This window comes from Flavobacterium sp. UBA4854, from assembly GCF_002399805.1.
Taxonomy (GTDB): Bacteria; Bacteroidota; Bacteroidia; order Flavobacteriales; family Flavobacteriaceae; genus Flavobacterium; species Flavobacterium ginsengisoli.
This window is the reverse complement of the sequence record NZ_DHEI01000018.1, coordinates 25,454-43,785: the sequence shown is the minus strand read 5'-3', so window position 1 is coordinate 43,785 and position 18,332 is coordinate 25,454. Positions and strand designations below refer to the sequence as shown.

10 protein-coding genes and 1 pseudogene are annotated in these 18,332 nt (G+C 34.8%); 10 read left to right on the top strand and 1 reads right to left on the bottom strand.

Annotation, left to right across the window (positions count from 1 at the left end; genetic code table 11):
• The 8 genes and pseudogenes from B3J44_RS02035 to B3J44_RS02000 form a co-directional block, all read left to right on the top strand.
• Positions 1-202, top strand: a pseudogene (locus B3J44_RS02035) (aldehyde dehydrogenase (NADP(+))); the annotation flags it as partial.
• 1 nt (position 203) lies between these two features.
• Positions 204-1,214: a 4-hydroxyproline epimerase gene (locus tag B3J44_RS02030; RefSeq protein ID WP_286965371.1), complete on the top strand. Its 1,011-nt coding sequence runs from the start codon at positions 204-206 to the stop codon at positions 1,212-1,214.
• Between the two features lie 56 nt (positions 1,215-1,270).
• Entirely contained in the window at positions 1,271-2,506 is a 1,236-nt protein-coding gene (locus tag B3J44_RS02025; protein ID WP_286965368.1) for an NAD(P)/FAD-dependent oxidoreductase, read from the top strand.
• A 3-nt stretch (positions 2,507-2,509) separates the two neighbouring features.
• Positions 2,510-3,808 (top strand): aminopeptidase P family protein, encoded by a 1,299-nt coding sequence (locus B3J44_RS02020; RefSeq protein WP_286965366.1) that lies wholly within the window; start codon positions 2,510-2,512, stop codon positions 3,806-3,808.
• A 4-nt stretch (positions 3,809-3,812) separates the two neighbouring features.
• Entirely contained in the window at positions 3,813-5,972 is a 2,160-nt protein-coding gene (locus B3J44_RS02015; protein WP_286965364.1) for a S9 family peptidase, read from the top strand.
• 273 nt (positions 5,973-6,245) lie between these two features.
• Positions 6,246-9,452: a SusC/RagA family TonB-linked outer membrane protein gene (locus B3J44_RS02010; RefSeq protein WP_286965361.1), complete on the top strand. Its 3,207-nt coding sequence runs from the start codon at positions 6,246-6,248 to the stop codon at positions 9,450-9,452.
• Positions 9,453-9,464: 12 nt separating this feature from the next.
• A complete protein-coding gene (locus tag B3J44_RS02005; protein ID WP_286965359.1) occupies positions 9,465-10,922 on the top strand; it encodes a SusD/RagB family nutrient-binding outer membrane lipoprotein in 1,458 nt (485 codons plus the stop codon).
• Positions 10,923-11,180: 258 nt separating this feature from the next.
• Entirely contained in the window at positions 11,181-15,026 is a 3,846-nt protein-coding gene (locus tag B3J44_RS02000) for a M43 family zinc metalloprotease (RefSeq protein ID WP_286965357.1), read from the top strand.
• Between the two features lie 77 nt (positions 15,027-15,103).
• Here B3J44_RS02000 and B3J44_RS01995 read toward each other — a convergent pair whose 3' ends face one another.
• Positions 15,104-16,315 (bottom strand): M24 family metallopeptidase, encoded by a 1,212-nt coding sequence (locus tag B3J44_RS01995; protein ID WP_286965353.1) that lies wholly within the window; start codon positions 16,313-16,315, stop codon positions 15,104-15,106.
• 186 nt (positions 16,316-16,501) lie between these two features.
• Between B3J44_RS01995 and B3J44_RS01990 the strand changes: the two genes are divergently transcribed.
• The gene (locus B3J44_RS01990; protein WP_286965351.1) at positions 16,502-17,791 is read left to right on the top strand and encodes a S28 family serine protease; all 1,290 of its coding nucleotides are present in this window, start codon (positions 16,502-16,504) and stop codon (positions 17,789-17,791) included.
• A 179-nt stretch (positions 17,792-17,970) separates the two neighbouring features.
• Positions 17,971-18,332 (top strand): molybdate ABC transporter substrate-binding protein (gene modA / locus B3J44_RS01985; RefSeq protein WP_286965348.1); only part of this gene is annotated, 362 nt, incomplete at its 3' end.

Sequence of the window (18,332 nt, the reverse complement as noted above, 5' to 3'; positions counted from 1 at the left end):
TTCTATGCTTCATGGCGGACCTTATCCTGCATCGTCAGATTCACGTTATACGGCCGTAGGAATACATGCGGTTTACAGATGGGTTAGACCATTAAGTTATCAGAATTGGCCAAACGAATTGCTGCCTGCTGAATTGCAAAATGAGAATCCATTACAAATTGTTCGTACAATAAATAATAAACTAACACTATCTCAAATATAAAATGGTAAAGAAAACTTTTTTTTGCGTAGATGCTCATACGTGCGGAAATCCAGTTCGGGTTGTTGCCGGTGGCGGACCAAATCTACAAGGTAATTCGATGAGCGAAAAACGGCAGCATTTTTTAAAAGAATATGACTGGATTCGTAAAGGATTAATGTTTGAACCAAGAGGACATGATATGATGAGCGGAAGCATTTTGTATCCGCCAAGCGATCCTGCCAACGATGTTGGAATTTTGTTTATAGAAACTTCTGGCTGTCTGCCAATGTGCGGACACGGAACAATTGGAACTATTACAATTGCTGTTGAGGAAGGATTAGTAACGCCAAAAACTCCAGGTATTATAAAAATGGAAGCTCCGGCAGGTTTAGTGCATATAGAATATCAGCAAACTGGCAAAAAGGTAGATTGGGTACGTCTGACCAACGTAAAATCGTATCTAGCAGCCGAAGGTCTTACTATTGATTGTGAAGAATTGGGTGAGATTGTTTTTGATGTGGCTTATGGAGGAAATTATTATGCTATTGTCGATCCGCAGAAGAATTTTTCTGGTGTTCAGGATTTTACAGCGAGTAAAATTATTCAATACAGTCAGGAAGTGCGCAAAAAGATTAATGAAAAATATCCTGATTACTTCATTCATCCACAGAATGATACCATTCGAGATGTGTCGCATATGTTATGGACAGGAACGCCAATAGATTCTACATCCTCAGGTAGAAATGCTGTTTTTTATGGAGATAAAGCAATCGACCGTTCGCCGTGCGGAACAGGAACATCGGCCCGAATGGCACAATTGCACGCAAAAGGAAAATTGAAAAAAGGGGAAGAGTTTATTCACGAAAGTTATATTGGAAGTAAGTTTATTGGTAAAGTCGTAGAAGAAACTTCTATTGGAGATATTCCAGCTATTGTTCCAAGTATTCAAGGTTGGGCAAAAGTATACGGTTATAATACTATTGTAATTGATGAAAGTGACGATCCATATGCATTTGGATTTCAGGTTATTTAATGAATTAATTTATAGTATAACTAGAAGTTTAAAAAACTCTTAACGAATTAAAATTTATGAAAAAAGTAGCTGTTATAGGCGGCGGAATTATTGGCTTATGTTCTGCTTATTATCTTGCAAAAGAAGGTTATGAGGTGAGCGTATTTGACGAATCTGATATGAACAATGGCTGTTCGTACGGAAACGCAGGTATGATTGTGCCTTCACATATTATACCGCTCGCGCAGCCTGGCATGATAGCACAAGGAATAAAATGGATGTTCGATAGCCGCAGTCCGTTTTATGTAAAACCACGTTTGAACAAAGATTTAATAAACTGGGGAATGCAGTTTTATAAACATGCCAATTTACGTCATGTAGAAAATGCAATGCCCGCTTTGCGAGATCTTTCTCTTTTGAGTAAAGAGCTTTATCAGGATTTTGCTAAAGAGAATAATTCTTTTTTTTACGAAGAAAAAGGGCTTTTGATGCTTTATAAAAGCGATAAAGTAGGAGAAGAAATGCATCACGAAGGAAAAGAAGCAGAACGTTTAGGACTTGAAGTAGATTATCTGTCAAAAACTGAAGTTGCGCTTTTAGAAAAAGGAACTAATACAAATGTAATTGGAGGAGTTCATTATAAAAGCGATGCGCATTTGTATCCTCAAAAATTTATGACTTTCATCAAAGAAGAATTGGCTCGCTTAAAAGTCGAAATTCATTCTCAAACTAGCGTTAAAGATTTTGTTTTAGAAAGAAATAAAATAGAAAAAATAGTAACCAATAAGGGACTCTTTAGAGCCGATGAAGTGGTCTTGGCATCAGGATCTTGGAGCCCTTTTTTGGCCAAAAAACTAAATATCTCGATTTCAATTTTACCAGGAAAAGGATACAGTTTTACATTAAAAGACAAAACCCAGAAACCAAGTATTCCGTCTATTTTATGTGAAGGAAAAGTGGCCGTGACTCCAATGGCAAATGATATAAGATTTGGAGGAACTATGGAAATTACACATACCAAAGACAATAAAATTAATGCAAATAGGCTTCAGGGAATCATTAACAGCATTAACGATTTTTATCCCGATATGAAAGTCGAAATGCCAAAGCAAGAAGATACTTGGTTTGGGTTTAGACCTTGTACGCCAACTGGAATGCCGATTATTGCTAAAGACAAAAAAATCGTAAATTTGACATTAGCAACAGGGCATGCCATGATGGGATTAAGTCTCGCGCCAGCAACAGGAAAAATCGTAACAGAGATTATTTCTGGCAAACCTGTTTCTGTAGCTATTGACAGATTCCAAATATAAATTATGAAATACAATGCAATTCCGGTTTCTTTGTTTATTGAAAACCGAAAAAGATTTACCGAAAAAATGAAGCCAAATAGTGTAGCTATTTTGACTTCAAATGATGTAATGCCAAATAATGCAGATGATGTTATGGGCTTTGCACAAAACAATGATTTGTTTTATTTGTCTGGAATTGATCAAGACGAAACTATTTTGGTGCTTTTCCCGGATGCTTTTAAAGAAGAAAACAAAGCCATACTTTTTGTAAAAGAAGCCAACGAACATACACTAATTTGGGATGGTAATTTTTTAACCAAAGAGCAAGCAACTGCTATTTCTGGAATACAGAATATCAAATGGATTCATGAATTTGAAAAGACCTTACAGCTTTTTGCTTTTGAAGCCGATACTTTTTACTTAGGCCATAATGAGCACATCAAAAGGATAACTTCTGAAATGGAAACCAGACAGGATAGAATGATTAAATGGTGCAAAGAAAAATATCCGTTGCATCAATATGATCGTGTGGCAAAAATAACTCGAGCATTGCGACCTATTAAATCAAACGAAGAAATTGATTTAATCAAAAAAGCGACTGCCTTGAGTGTGGAAGGTTTCCATAGAGTTTTAGCTGCAATCCGTCCGAATGTTAAAGAATACGAATTAGAAGCTGAATTGTTATACGCGACCGTAAAAAACGGAGGGACAAGACAAGCATTTAAATCTATTGTAGCATCTGGCGGAAATGCCTGTTCACTGCATTACAATTCCAATGATGATGTTTGTGAAGAAAATGAAATGGTTCTGCTGGATTTTGGAAGCTGTTATGCCAATTATAATTCAGATACAACAAGATGTATTCCGGTTAACGGAACTTTTAGTTCAAGGCAAAAACAGGTTTACGAATCTGTTTTGCATTGTTTGAAAGAAGGTTCAAAATTACTGAAGCCAGGAGTTTTGTCTAAAGATTATGAACTTCAAATGGCAAAATTAATTGAAACCGAATTAGTCAAATTAGGATTGATCACAGAGGACGAAATTAAAGCTCAAGATCCCGAAAAACCTGCTTACAAGAAATATTTCATGCACGGAACTGCGCATCATTTAGGTCTGGATGTTCACGACGTTGGTCTTTATTCTAGACCTTTTGAAAAAGGAATGGTTCTAACTTGTGAGCCTGGAATTTATATTAGAGAAGAAGGAATTGGCTGCCGTTTAGAGAACGATTATCTGATAACGGAAGATGGAAACGTAAATTTGAGTGAAGCCATGCCAATTGAAATTGCCGATATTGAAAGTTTAATTAAAAATAAAAAATAATAAGATGAAAAAGCATTTATTGTTTCTTCTGTTGATATGCACATCTGTTTTTGCACAGAAGGATATTGACATTAACAATCTAAATTGGCTGCCTAATTCTCATTCCTTTTGGGTAAACAAAGATAATAATGTAGTGGTTTACGATGTTGATAAGCTTGATAAACAAACTGCAATTTTGTCTAAGGCACAATTGGCTGCTGCCGGATTTACAGGAGAAATTGAGAACTTAGTCTGGAATGACTCAAAAACGAAAGTTTTGGTTTACACCAATTCTAAAAAAGTATGGAGAGACAATACCAAAGGTGACTATTGGTTTTTTGACTTGGCTACAGGTAAAGGAAAGCAACTAGGTAAGAACTTAGATGCATCGTCGTTAATGTTTGCAAAATTTTCAAGCGATAACGAAAATGTTGCTTATGTTTCGAACCATAATATTTATGTGGAGAATGTAAATTCTGGGAAAATTACGCCTTTAACGACAGACGGTACAGATAAAATCATTAACGGTACTTTTGATTGGGTTTATGAAGAAGAGCTAGCTGCTCGTGATGGATTTAGATGGAGTCCAGACGGAAAAAGTATTGCTTTTTGGAGAGTAGACGCAACTTTGACTAAATTTCATTTCATGATCAATAATACCGATTCGTTGTATCCGGTTATTATTCCTGTAGAATATCCAAAAGCTGGCGAAAAACCATCGTCGGTTAAAATTGGAATTGTAAATATTGATTCGCTCCAAACCAATTGGTTGAATATTCCAGGAGAACCAGACAATAATTATTTGGTTCGAATGAAATGGCTAAGTAACGAATCTGTGATGGTGATTCAGTTAAACCGAAATCAGAATCAGGTTACAATGTACGATTGCAATACAAAATCTGGAGCAACCAGAGTTATTTATAAAGAAGAATCTAGTGCTTGGATAGATGTTTTTGACATTTCTTCGGGAGAATATGATACTTTTCCTTGCCAATTTGTAGACAACGGAAAAGCCTTTTTATGGAGTTCTGATGCAGACGGATGGATGCATATTTATAAAATAAGTTTAGACGGAAAATCAAAAGAATTAGTAACCAAAACTAATTTTGATGCTTATTATAAAGCTTATAATGAAAAAACAAAAACAATTTATTTCATTGCTAGTCCAACTGATGCTACACAGCGTTATTTGTATGAAACGAATTTAGGTTCTAAAAAAACTAAAAGAGTAACTCCAGATATTTTTGATGGTTCAAACAGATATATTTTTTCTACAGATGCAGCTTATGCACAACATACCAATGCAAGTATTTCGAGAGATTACAACCAGAGATTAATCGCTTTGTCTGGACATCAAAAAGTTTATCCAAAAGAAGCAGATGTTTTTACTGCTCCTGATAGAAATTATACTTTAGAAAAATTTAAAGTAAAAACAGTTGATGGTATTGATATTGACGGAATAATGGCAAAACCGTTAGATTTTGATCCTTCAAAAAAATATCCAGTTTTCTTTTACGTGTACGGTGAGCCAATGGCTACAGTGGCTAATGACAAACCTTATTTTAATGAATTTATTAGTGAATTGATTCCAAAAGGATATATCGGAATTGCAATGGACAATAGAGGAACTCCAGCAATGAAAGGAACGCAATGGAGAAAATCGATTTATAAAAACATCGGTATTATCAATACACGAGATCAGGCAATGGCTGCCAAAGAAGTTTTAAAATGGAATTTTATTGATTCTGATCGAGTGGCAATTCACGGATGGAGTGGCGGAGGTGCTGTAACTTTAAATTTAATGTTTCAATATCCAGACATATACAAAACAGGAATTGCCATTGCAGCGGTGACAGACCAGCATTTTTATGACAATATCTACACCGAACGCTATATGGGATTACCAGACGAAAATGAAGCAACTTATATTAGAGCTTCTCCAGTAACTCATGCCAAGAACTTAAAAGGAAATTTACTGTACATTCACGGAACAGGCGATGATAATGTGCATTATAAAAACGCTGAAGTTTTAATTAATGAATTAATTAAATACGATAAAATGTTTGATTTAATGATTTATCCAAATCGTTCGCATAGTATTTATGAAGGTGAAGGAACAACCAAACATTTAGTAGATACTTTTGTTCATTACACAGAAAAAAATTGTCCGCCTGGCGCGAAATAGAAAAAAAATATTTATAGAAAAAGGAGGGTTTCATTAATTTGAAATCCTCTTTTTTGTTTTATAAAATTAGAATTTAAGCGCACTTGAATTTAAAGTTTAAGACATTATGTTTAGTTTGTTGATTTCTAAATGATTATTTGTTTTTATAAAGATGTTTTTTAAAATGTGAATTTGATAATTATAGGGTAATATAAGCAGGTTTTTCGGTAATATATTATCATAAAAATTATCTAAAAAGCAAAATATTTGCCTCATTAATTATAAAACCATTTTATGAAATTGAAGATTAATTTTAGAAAAATTGCAGTACTTTTTTTTGTACTGTTGACCAAACTGACATTTGCGCAAGAACGGATAGTGTCAGGAATTGTATCAGATGAGAATGGAATACCTCTACCAGGTGTGGGTGTTCTAGTTAAAGGAACTCAAACTGGCTCTCAGACTGATTTTGACGGGAAATATTCAATAAAAGCTGATGCAAACGCTGTGTTAGTGTTTACTTTTATTGGAATGCAAACTAGAGAAATTCAAGCGCGAGATAAAAGCATTAATATAAAAATGACTGCTGGTTCTACACAATTGCAAGAAATTGTTGTTACCGCATTAGGTCTTAAAAGAGAGAAAAAATCGCTGGGTTACGCTACCCAAGAAATAAGTGGCGACCAGCTTACAAAGATAAATACAGGGAACGTCTCTAATAATATTTCAGGAAAAATTGCAGGTGTAGAGGTTAGAAGAAATAATAATATAGGCGGTTCAACCAATGTTGTGATTCGTGGTACCACTTCATTAACAGGAAATAATCAGGCTTTATGGGTTGTTGACGGAATTGTATTGAACAATGACAACACGAATAAAGAAGATCAAAAATCTGGTGGAAATGTAGGCGGTTATGATTACGGAAATGCAGCGTCTGATATTAATCCTGATGATATCGAAACCATGAACGTTTTAAAAGGGGCGGCGGCTACAGCATTGTACGGTTCTAGGGCATCAAACGGAGTTATTATAGTTACGCTAAAAAAAGGAAGTAAATCTAAAGGCGGATTAGGATTTAGTTTTAGTTCGGGAGTTAATGTTGGGGTAGTAGATAAAAAAACATTGCCAGAATATCAAAATCAATATGGTGGAGGCTATGGTGATTTTTACGGAACAGTTGATCTAGGAAGCGGAATTCATCCTTACGTAGCGACAGATGACGCAGCGTGGGGACCAAAATTTGATCCTTCATTACTGGTTTACAACTGGAACTCATTTTATCCAGAATTGCCAGCTTATGGAAAAGCAACTCCATACAAAGCGGTAAGAAACAATCCGAACAGTTTTTACCAAAACAGTCTTACTTATATAAATAATATCGCTTTTTCGGGAGGAAATGATCAGGGAGATTTTAGATTTGGTTATACCAATTACAATCAGCAACAAGGAATTTTGCCAAACAGTAATAACAGAAAAGACAATTTTAACTTTTCTGGAAGTTTTAAGGTTACGCCAAAAACTAGAATTTCGACTACAGCTAATTATCTAACATCAGATGCTATCGGAATGAACGAAACAGGATATGGAGATGGCGGAAATAACTATTTGAGTAGTGTGAGACAATGGTATACAACTAATGCCGATTTTAAAGATCTTAAAGAGGCTTATGAATTGACTGGTAATAATGCAACATGGAATGTTGGTTCTCCAGATGATTTAAAAGTTCAATTTCATGACAACCCTTATTTTCAGCGTTACAACAACTATAACTCGTTAAAAAGAGATCGTTTCTTCGGAAATGTAGTAGTAAAAACCGATGTTACGAACTGGTTTGATATTATGGGAAGAGGTGCAGTAGATTTTTACCACCAATTGCAAGAAGAGCGTATTGCTGTCGGATCTAAAAGAACTCCAAATGCTCTTGGACAATATTCTAGATTTGATAAAAATTTTAGAGAAATCAACTTAGATTTAGTCCTGAACTTTAAAACTGGTATTGCAGAAGGAATTAGTTTTAATGGTATGTTAGGAGGTAATACAAGACGTTCTGTTAACAATTCTATTTACGCAGTAACAAATGGAGGATTGGTTGTGCCTGGAATTTATGCCTTAACCAACTCAATTGATCAAATTAATAGTCCAGAAGAAATACAGCAGACTTTAGGTACAAATAGTGTTTATGGTATGGCAAGTTTCAATTTCCTTGACACTTATTTTCTTGAAGGAACTTATAGAATAGATCAGTCGTCTACTTTACCAAAAGACAATAATACCTATTCTTATCCATCAGTTACAGCTACTTATATTTTTAGCAATCACATTAAAAAAGAATGGCTGTCATTCGGAAAATTACGTTTGAATTATGCTGAAACCGGAAACGATGCGCCATTTGCGGTAACTTCGGCACTTTATCCTAAAAACAGCAATTTTGGACCTGGCGGAATTCGTTTTTCTACAGAAAACAGCAGAAGTAATTCTGACTTAAAGAGTGAGTTGACAAAAGGAGTTGAAGCAGGTGTTGAACTTAAATTCTTTAAAAATAGATTAGGACTTGATTTTTCTTATTATAAAACCAATACCACAAATCAAATCCTTTCTATCGAAACACCAACTCAGACAGGATATACAAGAGCTTGGATTAATGCAGGAAATGTTCAGAATAAAGGTTATGAGTTAACCTTAAATGCAACACCAATAAAAACAACTAATTTTTCTTGGCAGGCAACAGTAAACTGGTCAACGAATAAGAATGAAGTAATTTCTTTAGGAGGAGCCAATCAAATTTCGTTAGGATCTTTTCAGGGAGTTAATTATGTAGCAGAAGTTGGCAAACCAGTTGGACAGTTGGTTGGTTCAGGTTATACCTATTTAAACGGAGAAAAAGTAATTCGTTCAAACGGAAGATATCTGCAAACTGCAGGAGCTGTAATAGGAAATGTTGCTCCAGATTGGATTGGTGGTTTTAACAACGTTTTGACGTACAAAAATATCGCTTTCAATTTTTTAATAGATGTTAAAAAAGGCGGAGATGTGTATTCTCTAGATCAGCAATTTGGTCATGCGACTGGAATTTATGAAAGCACTGTTTCAAAAAACCATAACGGAGTTCCTCAGCGTGAGCCAGTTTCTCAAGGTGGTGGAGTGTTGTTAGATGGTGTAAAACAAGACGGTTCACGTAACGATGTTGTAGCAAGCGTTACAGGAACAGATGGTTATTATTTCTATAATTCTATGCCACAGCAAGAATATGTTTATGATGCTTCTTATGTAAAACTTCGTGAAGTAGGATTGAGCTATAGGCTTCCAAAAAGATTTTTAGAGAATACATTTATTAGCAATATGGTTTTTGCTATAAACGGAAGCAATCTTTGGATAATCCACAAAAACTTGCCTTATGCAGATCCTGAGGCTGGAGCTTCTTCAGGTAATTTGCAAGGTTTTCAAACCGGAGTGCTGCCAACAACAAAGGAGTATAGTTTTACTCTGAAAGTTCAATTCTAAAAAATTAAAGACATGAGAATTATAAAAACAATATTTTTTGCAGGCGCAGTTTTGTGTGCAATTGCTTCATGTGACAATCTAGATAACATGAATAAGAATGAAAAAGGTTATGAAACCGCTTTGCCGAGCGCATTAATGACTAGTGCACAAGTAAATTATGCTTATTTTTTAACGAATGCTTCCGTAAATTCAAACAACTTTAGAGCTTATGCACAGCATTGGTCTACATCTACTTATACAGATGAAGCCAATTATAATCAGGCAAAAAGAAATTTAGGAAGTTCACATTCGGTGTTATTGTACAGAGATGTATTGCAGGATTTGATCAATTCGCAAAAGCAGATTAAAGATAGCAAAGCATTAGGACCTATTGAAGAGGGAATCAAGAAAAATCGACTTGCTATTTTAGAAGTACAAATTGTAATGGCGTACCAAACGCTGGTTGATTTGTTTGGAAATGTGGCTTATTCTGAAGCTTTAGATATCAAAAAATTTCCGCTTCCTAAATACGATGATGCAAAAACAATCTATTTTGATTTGGCTACCCGTTTAGATGCAGCCATTTTAGATTTAAATGATCAATATGATAGTTTCGGAAATGCTGATTTAATTTTTCATGGCGATGTGGCTAAATGGAAAACTTTAGCAAATAGTGTAAAACTAAAAATGGGATTGCATTTGGCAGATGTTGACGCCGCAAAAGCAAAAACAATGGTGGAAAGCGCTTTCAATTCAGGAGTTATGAGTAAAGAAACTGATACTGCTTTGTTTCAGTATTTTTCTTCAATAACAGACATGAATCCATTATATGATGATTTGGTTAACTCAAGCCAGATTAATATTGCCGCATTTTTTGTGAATGAATTAAACGGAAAAGAAGATCCAAGACGTAATTTTTTCTTCAATCCAAATTCAAAAATAAATGGAGAATACAAAGGCGCTCCATATGCGCAGCAAGTTAATTATGCAGATTATAGCAATACAGGTTTAAGACTTAGACAGAAAACAAATCCTGGCGTTATATTCGATTACACAGAAACTTGTTTTTTATTGGCCGACGCGGCAAACAGAGGCTTTAACGTAGGAGCAAATGCAGCAACGTATTATACAAAAGGAATTGAAGCAAGTATGAAATTTTGGGGAGTTTCAGACGCTGATATTCAAACGTATTTAAACAGATCTGATGTAGCTTTTGCAACGGCAACTGGAACAGACAAACAAAAAATTGCTTATCAGCTTTGGATTGCGTATTACAATCGTGGTTTTGAAGCTTGGACAGAATATAGAAGATTAGATTATCCTGTACTTATAGCGCCTGTTACAGCAGTTCAAGAAGCTGAAGGGAAAGTTCCTGTTAGAAATATTTATTCTACATCTGATAAAACGCTTAATACAGCAAATTACGAAGCGGCTGCATCGGCTATTGGAGGAGATTTAATGACAACAAGAATTTTTTGGGACAAATTTTAATTTTGAGTTAGTTTAATTTGTTTTTTGAGACCAGCACTTTTAAGTGCTGGTTTTTTTTTACTTGAAGTTTTTGGATTAACATTCTTATAAAGTTAAATGCGTATTGTTATCTGTATTTTATAATTGGTATTTTTTAATAATATGTTTTTTTAAGGTTAAAAACATGATAATTATGTATTAATTCTGATTAAAATAATATCAGAAACATATAAACATGTAAGGTAATTTTGATTATTACTAATTATAAAACCTAAATAGATGAAATTAAAATTACTAATCTGCTTACTGATTTTCAGTGTATTGAAAGTTAGTGCGCAAGTTTTGCCCTGCAGAACAAGCGAAGAAAATGCCAAAGTGTATCGGAATAATCCACATGCACTTGAAGAAAAAAAGAACTTTGATGTTTTTAGTAAAAACTTTGCTGCACAACGCAAATCTCAAACCTCAAAAACGGCTGCCGTCACTTATACAATCCCGGTAGTTTTCCATATTTATGGCGATGTGCAAGGAGGTAAAACCGTAACCTACGAAAAAATTGTAAATCACCTTGCCCAACTTAATGATGATTTTAATGGACGCAATGCCGACTATCAAACCGTAGAACCATTCTTTCAGTCACGACGCGGAACTTTAAATATCGAATTTAAGTTAGCTAAAAAAGATCCTAATGGAGGTTGTACAACAGGAGTTGTATTTCATCCAACAAAAAACGGATATGGAAATGGCGGCGGTTACGATGATCAAATTGCCGCTGACGCTTGGGACAATACTAAATACATGAATGTTTATATTCAGAATGATTTGTATAATGATGGAGCTACAAATAATTCGGGTGTTGCTTGGTATCCAAGTTCAGATATGACAGCAAGCAATACTGCTCGTGTTGTTTTTAACGGAGCTTACTTATATGATAACTCCTATAGTAAAGAATTCTCGGCAACCTTAACGCATGAGTTTGGTCACTTTCTTAACCTGATTCATACTTTTGAAGGAGGATGCTCTGGCACAGATGAGGTTGCAGATACTCCAGCTGAAGACGGAAATCATACCTTAGGCTGTACTCCGGGAACAAACTGTAGTGGTGATAAAGTAAACTTTGAAAACTATATGGGATATAACGGCGCTCAAGGTTGTTATAAAATGTACACACAAGGTCAGATAGACAGAATGCTGGCGGCTTTAGAACATCCTGCTCGAAAATCTTTATGGCAACCTCAAAATTTAATTGATACTGGTGTTAATTCAACAGGAAGTACACTAGTTGCTTCGGCAGTAACTTTTAAAGAAGCTATTATAAATGATGGTTCTTTTGATACTTCTTCTATCATAAACTTAAACGGAACAAAAACTTTTGCGGTATCTTCAGGAACTTTAACAGCTGGTACTCATTTTACACATACTTTTCCAGCAGGAATAACTCCTGTACTTACTGTAAATTCAAACAATCAAATTACGGTTACATTAACTGGAAAAGCCACTAATCATGCCTTAAGCAACAATGCTTCAGGTGGCATTTCTTTCCTGCCTGCCGCATTTACAGCAGGAACCACTGGTTTATCTTGTACATCTTTGTTCTTTAATTTTAAATTTTCAGATCCTTACGGAATCTTTTTTGTAGACATGCCTGATGTTACTGTATCATCTGCACTGACATGGAAATATTTTGAAATTGCAAAGGGAGATGATAAAGCATTTGGAGGTTGGCGTTATGCGGCCAATGCTTTAAAAATAGAAACTTATGCAAAAAAACTAGTTTGTGAAACAGGCACTAGAAATATCTCATTATTAAATTCAAATACAGCTGTTGGTCCAACGAGTAATATGACTGCTCCAGGCGCATATCCAAACCAGTTAGATTTAAGAACGGCAGGTTACACAGCATGGGATGGAAAAACAGGGTATGTTGGATTTGATTATTTAATGGATGGTCTTACTTGTTATGGATGGTTCAAAGTAAAAGTAAACGCTGATGGTGACGGATATACTATCTTGGAATATGCTTATAATACCAAGCCAAATACTCCAATTTATACAGGAATGACCGATAAGACTGCTACAACTTTATCAGCAGATACCTTATACGAAGCTGAAACTAATGACGGAAGCATTACATCTACTGCAACAATTGCATTGACGACCAATAATGGAACATTCACGAAAAGCAGTGGAACTTTTACTGCAGGAACAGATTATACCATTACAGGCGTTCCAGCTGGATTAACAGCAGTTTTAACTTTAGAAAGCAATACCAAAACAGTACTTTCTTTTACAGGAAAAGCAACTGCACATAATACAACAAATGATGCTGTTGTTACGCTTACTTTTAAAGATGCAGCAATTACAGGCGGTATAGCGACTTTAGATACTGCAACCAAAACAATCAATATGAAATTTGATGCTCCTTATGGTGTATTTTACGTAAATAATCCAGATTATATTGCCAACGCAGCATCGACTTGGCAATATTTTGATTTGGGCATTGGAGATAATACAGAATATGGTGCATGGCAATATGCCGCCGCCGCTTTAAAAATAGAAACGTACGGAAAAAGGCTAGTTGCTGAATCTGGAACAAGAAATATTTCATTCTTAGCACAAGGAACTTCTATTGGCGGTTCGAGTAATTTTGCTGCTCCAGGAAATTATCCGAATCAGTTGGATTTGCGAACAGCTACTTATACTACTTGGGACAATAAAACAGGTTATGTTGGTTTTGAATATACTAGCAGAGGTCGTATTTGTTACGGATGGATGCATATTAAAGTAGAGGCTGGAGGAGTAGGCTACACCGTTTTGGACTATGCTTATAATACTAAACCAAACGAGCCTATTTTGGCAGGAATACAAACTGCAAATGTAGTATTGGCTCCAACAAGCTTGACAGCAACCGTTACTAATTTAGAAGCTTCTCTTACTTGGACAAATAATGCTACTAATGCCACAAATGTAATAATAGAAAGAGCAGGTTCAGACGATGTATATGCCGAAATTGTTACTTTGGCCAATACAGCATCTACTTATACCAATACAGCTTTAACAGCAGGCAGCACTTATAAATATAGAGTTAGAGCAAAATCAGGAACAGAGTATTCGGCTTATTCGAATGTGGCTACGGTTACGATTCCTGCAGCTTCACTATGCAGTGCGCAAGGAGCAAATAGTTACGAGTATATAAGCTCGATTGCGGTAGGAAGCTTTGTAAACACATCAGGAAAAGAAACAAATGGTTATGCCGATTATACTTCAAAAGTAATTACACTGACTCCAAATGCAAATACGAGTATTACGTTGACACCTGGCTTTACAGGATCTGCTTACACCGAATATTGGGGAGTTTGGATTGATTACAATAAAAACAATCAGTTTGAAGAATCTGAAAAAGTAGTTAATAATATTTCGTCAAATGGTGCTGTAACAGCAAGTTTTACGCCTGCATCATTTACAGGAACGACTAGAATGAGAGTTGTAATGAAGTATAATGCCAATCCATCTTCAACTTGTGGAAATCTAGGAGATGGTGAAATCGAAGATTATACTGTTAGTGCAGGAACTTCTGTACCACCAAATCCAGCAACTTTAACAATTCCTGCTAATCTTGGTAATGCAGGTGTATACACATCAGGATTTTATGCTTCGTGGGCAACATCAACAGATGCGACATCTTATGAAGTGCAATTGAATACTTCTTCAGGATGGACATCAGCTGGAACTTCGACAACATATTATCTATGGATTCCGAAACAAGGAACTCAAACGGTATATGAATTTAGAGTGAAAGCAAAAAATGGCAATGCTTTTAGCGATTGGAGCGCATCGCATACTATTGATTTACAATCTGGAAGTTTAGGTTTGCCAGGCTCAGATATCAATACAGCAAAAACATTCACTATGTATCCAAATCCAGCTTCTGATGTGGTAAACTTTACTTTTGAAAATATTGATATAAATAAAGTTAAAGTATCAATTTACGATAGTACAGGACATTTAATTGCTACAATGAATAATACAACAGTTTATTCTCTTAAATATTTAAATAAAGGAGTTTATATTGTTGTAGCTACAGATGGTAAGTTTGTGGAAAAGAAAAAATTATTGGTTGAATAATAGTTAATTTACTCAAAAAGAAAGGGATGCTTGTTTTAGCATCCCTTTTTTATTAAAAAAATAAAGTGTTTAAAAACCTATAGCCCAAAAGGATTTTCAATACTCTGCATAGGTTCAGTAAACCATTTAGGACCATTTGCAGTCATATAAAAATGATCTTCATGACGAATACCGAATTGTCCTGGCATGCATATCATTGGTTCGTTGCTAACAACCATTCCTTCTTTTAGAACAGTTTGATTGCCTCTTACCAAATAAGGATATTCATGAATATCAAGTCCTGTTCCGTGTCCAACACGATGAGGTAGACCCGGAATTTCATAATCACCGCTTAGTCCGGCTTGTGCCAGAACTTTTCGAGCAGCATCATCAACAGAACCACATGTTGCTCCAATTTGCGCAGCATCAAAAGCAGCTCTTTGAGTTGCCTTTTCAAGATTCCATATTCTTCGGTGCTCTTCATTTGGAGTTCCATAAACATAAGTTCTTGTAATATCAGACAAATAGCCTTCTAAGCGACATCCTGTATCAATTAATACAATATCATTATCCACTAAATTTTGTGGAGATGTAACACCATGCGGATATTGAGAATCTTCTCCAAAAAGAACAATGCAGAAATAAGAACCCGATGAAACACCAGCCTTAATATGCGCTCTATGAATAAAATCGACAACAGTGCTTACTTCAATGCCTGGATATAAAATGCTTGCTGCAGCTTTTTGAACCGTCATGGTTATATTTTTGGCCTGCTGAATTATAGCAATTTCGTTAGCCGATTTATGCATTCTGCATCCTGCTGTAATAGGCTGTGCATTTACAAAACTAAATTTTGGATTCGCTTTTGCAACTCCATCAATCAGGAAAAAAGAAGCCGATTCGTCTAGCGCAATATTTCCATCAATGACATTTTTGTTTTGCAAAATGCTTCCAAATAGCTCGTATGGACTTTCATGTTCTTCCCAGAAATTTAAGTTTCCTTCAACTTTCATAAAAGTCTTAAAAGTTCCTTCTTCAAATTTCGGAACAATATATTCAACCGTTTCATCGTCAAAAAGCAGCGCTCCAACCATACGTTCAGAAGCATTCCATTTTGTCCCTGTAAAATAATACAGATTCGTTCCTGCATTTACATAAAGCGCTTTACAGTTATGCTCTTTCATTAATTCGACCGCATTTTTGATACGCTGTTTGTATTCTGATAAAGCAATTGGCACAACACCAAGTGTCATGTTTTGTATTTTTCCCAATTCGATATCTATAGTTGATCCGCCAACTCCAATTGTCATTTTTTATTTTTTTAGTTAATATTAAATCGCTGTATGCTTCAATTTTTCAATAAAATTAAGGCATTATTTCGATTTTGTCTTATGTTGATGCAAACTAGATAAAATATTACATTTTAAGGGTAATATAATATCAGTTTCAGCTTAACATTGCGCTTACTTTTAAAAACTTAAATAATTAAGATTAAAATGAATTCAAAAACCTTTATTACCTCATTGTTTTTTCTTTTGTTGAACTATTTTACAATATCTGCGCAAAAGATAGAAGAATCATCAGAGAATTTACAGCAAAGATTGAATGAATTATTTCCAAAAGCGATTGTAACTCGAATTGAAAATTTGGAAAATTATACCGAATCGTATCAGATAATTTTAGATGAACCTTTAGATCATAAACATCCTGAGAAGGGAACTTTTCAGCATTATATTTATCTTTCTCATCTTGGTTTTGACAGGCCAACGGTAATTGAAACTCATGGTTATAATACTGAAAATATAAAGAGTGAAGTAAGCAGTCTTTTGCAAGCAAATCAGGTTGCGGTTGAATATCGTTTTTACGGAAAATCAAGACCAAATCCGATTCAATGGCAATATTTAACCAATGATCAGGCTATTGCAGATTATCATGATATTGTAACTAAGTTGAAAAAGATATATTCTGGCAAATGGATTTCTACAGGAATTAGTAAAGGAGGAGAAACAGCTCTGATTTATAAATCTATTTATCCGAATGATGTAGATGTTGCAATGCCTTATGTGGCTCCGTTAATTAATTCTTGCGAAGATCCTAGAACGATAAATCATACGAGAACAATTGGAACAGCAGAATGCAGAGCAAAAATAACCGCTTTTCAGAGAACTGTTTTAATAGAAAAAGAATCCGTTTTGGCCGTTTTTCAGGATTATGCAACTACAAAAAAAATGCAGTTTACAGAAGTTCCTTTCGCTGAATCTTTGGAATATGCCGTTTTAGAATTTCCTTTTTCTTTTTGGCAATGGGGAGGAAAATGCGATGAGATTCCACCAGCAAATGCTTCTGCAAAAGAATTATTTGATTATTTGAATAAAATTGTTGGAGTGGGAACTTACAGCGATAAAATGTCTTTTGTGTATTTACCGTCTTATTATCAGCATTTAAGTGAATTGGGTTACTATGGGTTTGATCTAGAGCCTGTTGCCGATTTACTGACTATTGTAAAAAGCAGTTCGAATGCAAGATTCGCGCCTAAAGATGTTGCAATAAAATACAACCCAAAATACATTAAAAAAGTTCGTAAATATGTCGAAAACAAAGGAGATAAAATTTTATATATCTACGGAGGTTATGATACTTGGTTCTCTTGTTCTCCAACTCCTAAACCAAATGTTGATGCTCTTAAAATGGTGCTTCCTAATGGAAGTCACTCCACCAGAGTAAGAGATTTTTCTGAAAATGACAGAACTTTAATTATGAATACTTTGAACAAATGGTTGAATTAGAAATCTAGATTGTATCGTACTAAAGTCTATTATAGTATTAAAGCCTGAGAATATACTTCTTGGGCTTTTTTTATTTATAGAATATATTTATAGGCTATTTTTCTTTTAAAAGATTAGTTTTTTCAATCTACGCGAGAATGCTTATTTTTACAGTTATAATATTATTTATTTCGTTTGTTATGAGAAAGAGAAACAAGTCACTACAGTATAAAATCAGAAAAAGATTTTTATTTTATCTGTTGTTGTTTTCCGTATTATCTTTCGGGAATATGCAGGCGCAACAGAAATTTACAATTGTGGCAGCGGCGAATCTTAAAGTAGCTTTAGATTCTATAAATAATGTTTTTAAAATTCAAAACCCAGGTATAAATCCTCAGATTACTTATGGTGCTTCTGGAAAATTTTATGAGCAGATTTCTAGTGGAGCTCCATTCGATTTATTCTTTTCAGCAGATATGGATTATGCTAATAAACTGGAAAATAAAAAAATGACAGCCTCAAAAGTAAAAATGTATGCTGTGGGTAAATTGGTTATTTGGAG

Bases quoted from the DNA above. Each gene is read 5' to 3' on its own strand.
- B3J44_RS02010 (WP_286965361.1), top strand. From the start codon at position 6,246: ATGAAATTGAAGATTAATTTTAGAAAAATTGCAGTACTTTTTTTTGTA.
- B3J44_RS01990 (WP_286965351.1), top strand. From the start codon at position 16,502: ATGAATTCAAAAACCTTTATTACCTCATTGTTTTTTCTTTTGTTGAAC.
- B3J44_RS02005 (WP_286965359.1), top strand. From the start codon at position 9,465: ATGAGAATTATAAAAACAATATTTTTTGCAGGCGCAGTTTTGTGTGCA.
- B3J44_RS02030 (WP_286965371.1), top strand. From the start codon at position 204: ATGGTAAAGAAAACTTTTTTTTGCGTAGATGCTCATACGTGCGGAAAT.
- B3J44_RS02000 (WP_286965357.1), top strand. From the start codon at position 11,181: ATGAAATTAAAATTACTAATCTGCTTACTGATTTTCAGTGTATTGAAA.
- B3J44_RS01995 (WP_286965353.1), bottom strand. From the start codon at position 16,315: ATGACAATTGGAGTTGGCGGATCAACTATAGATATCGAATTGGGAAAA.
- B3J44_RS02025 (WP_286965368.1), top strand. From the start codon at position 1,271: ATGAAAAAAGTAGCTGTTATAGGCGGCGGAATTATTGGCTTATGTTCT.
- B3J44_RS02015 (WP_286965364.1), top strand. From the start codon at position 3,813: ATGAAAAAGCATTTATTGTTTCTTCTGTTGATATGCACATCTGTTTTT.
- B3J44_RS02020 (WP_286965366.1), top strand. From the start codon at position 2,510: ATGAAATACAATGCAATTCCGGTTTCTTTGTTTATTGAAAACCGAAAA.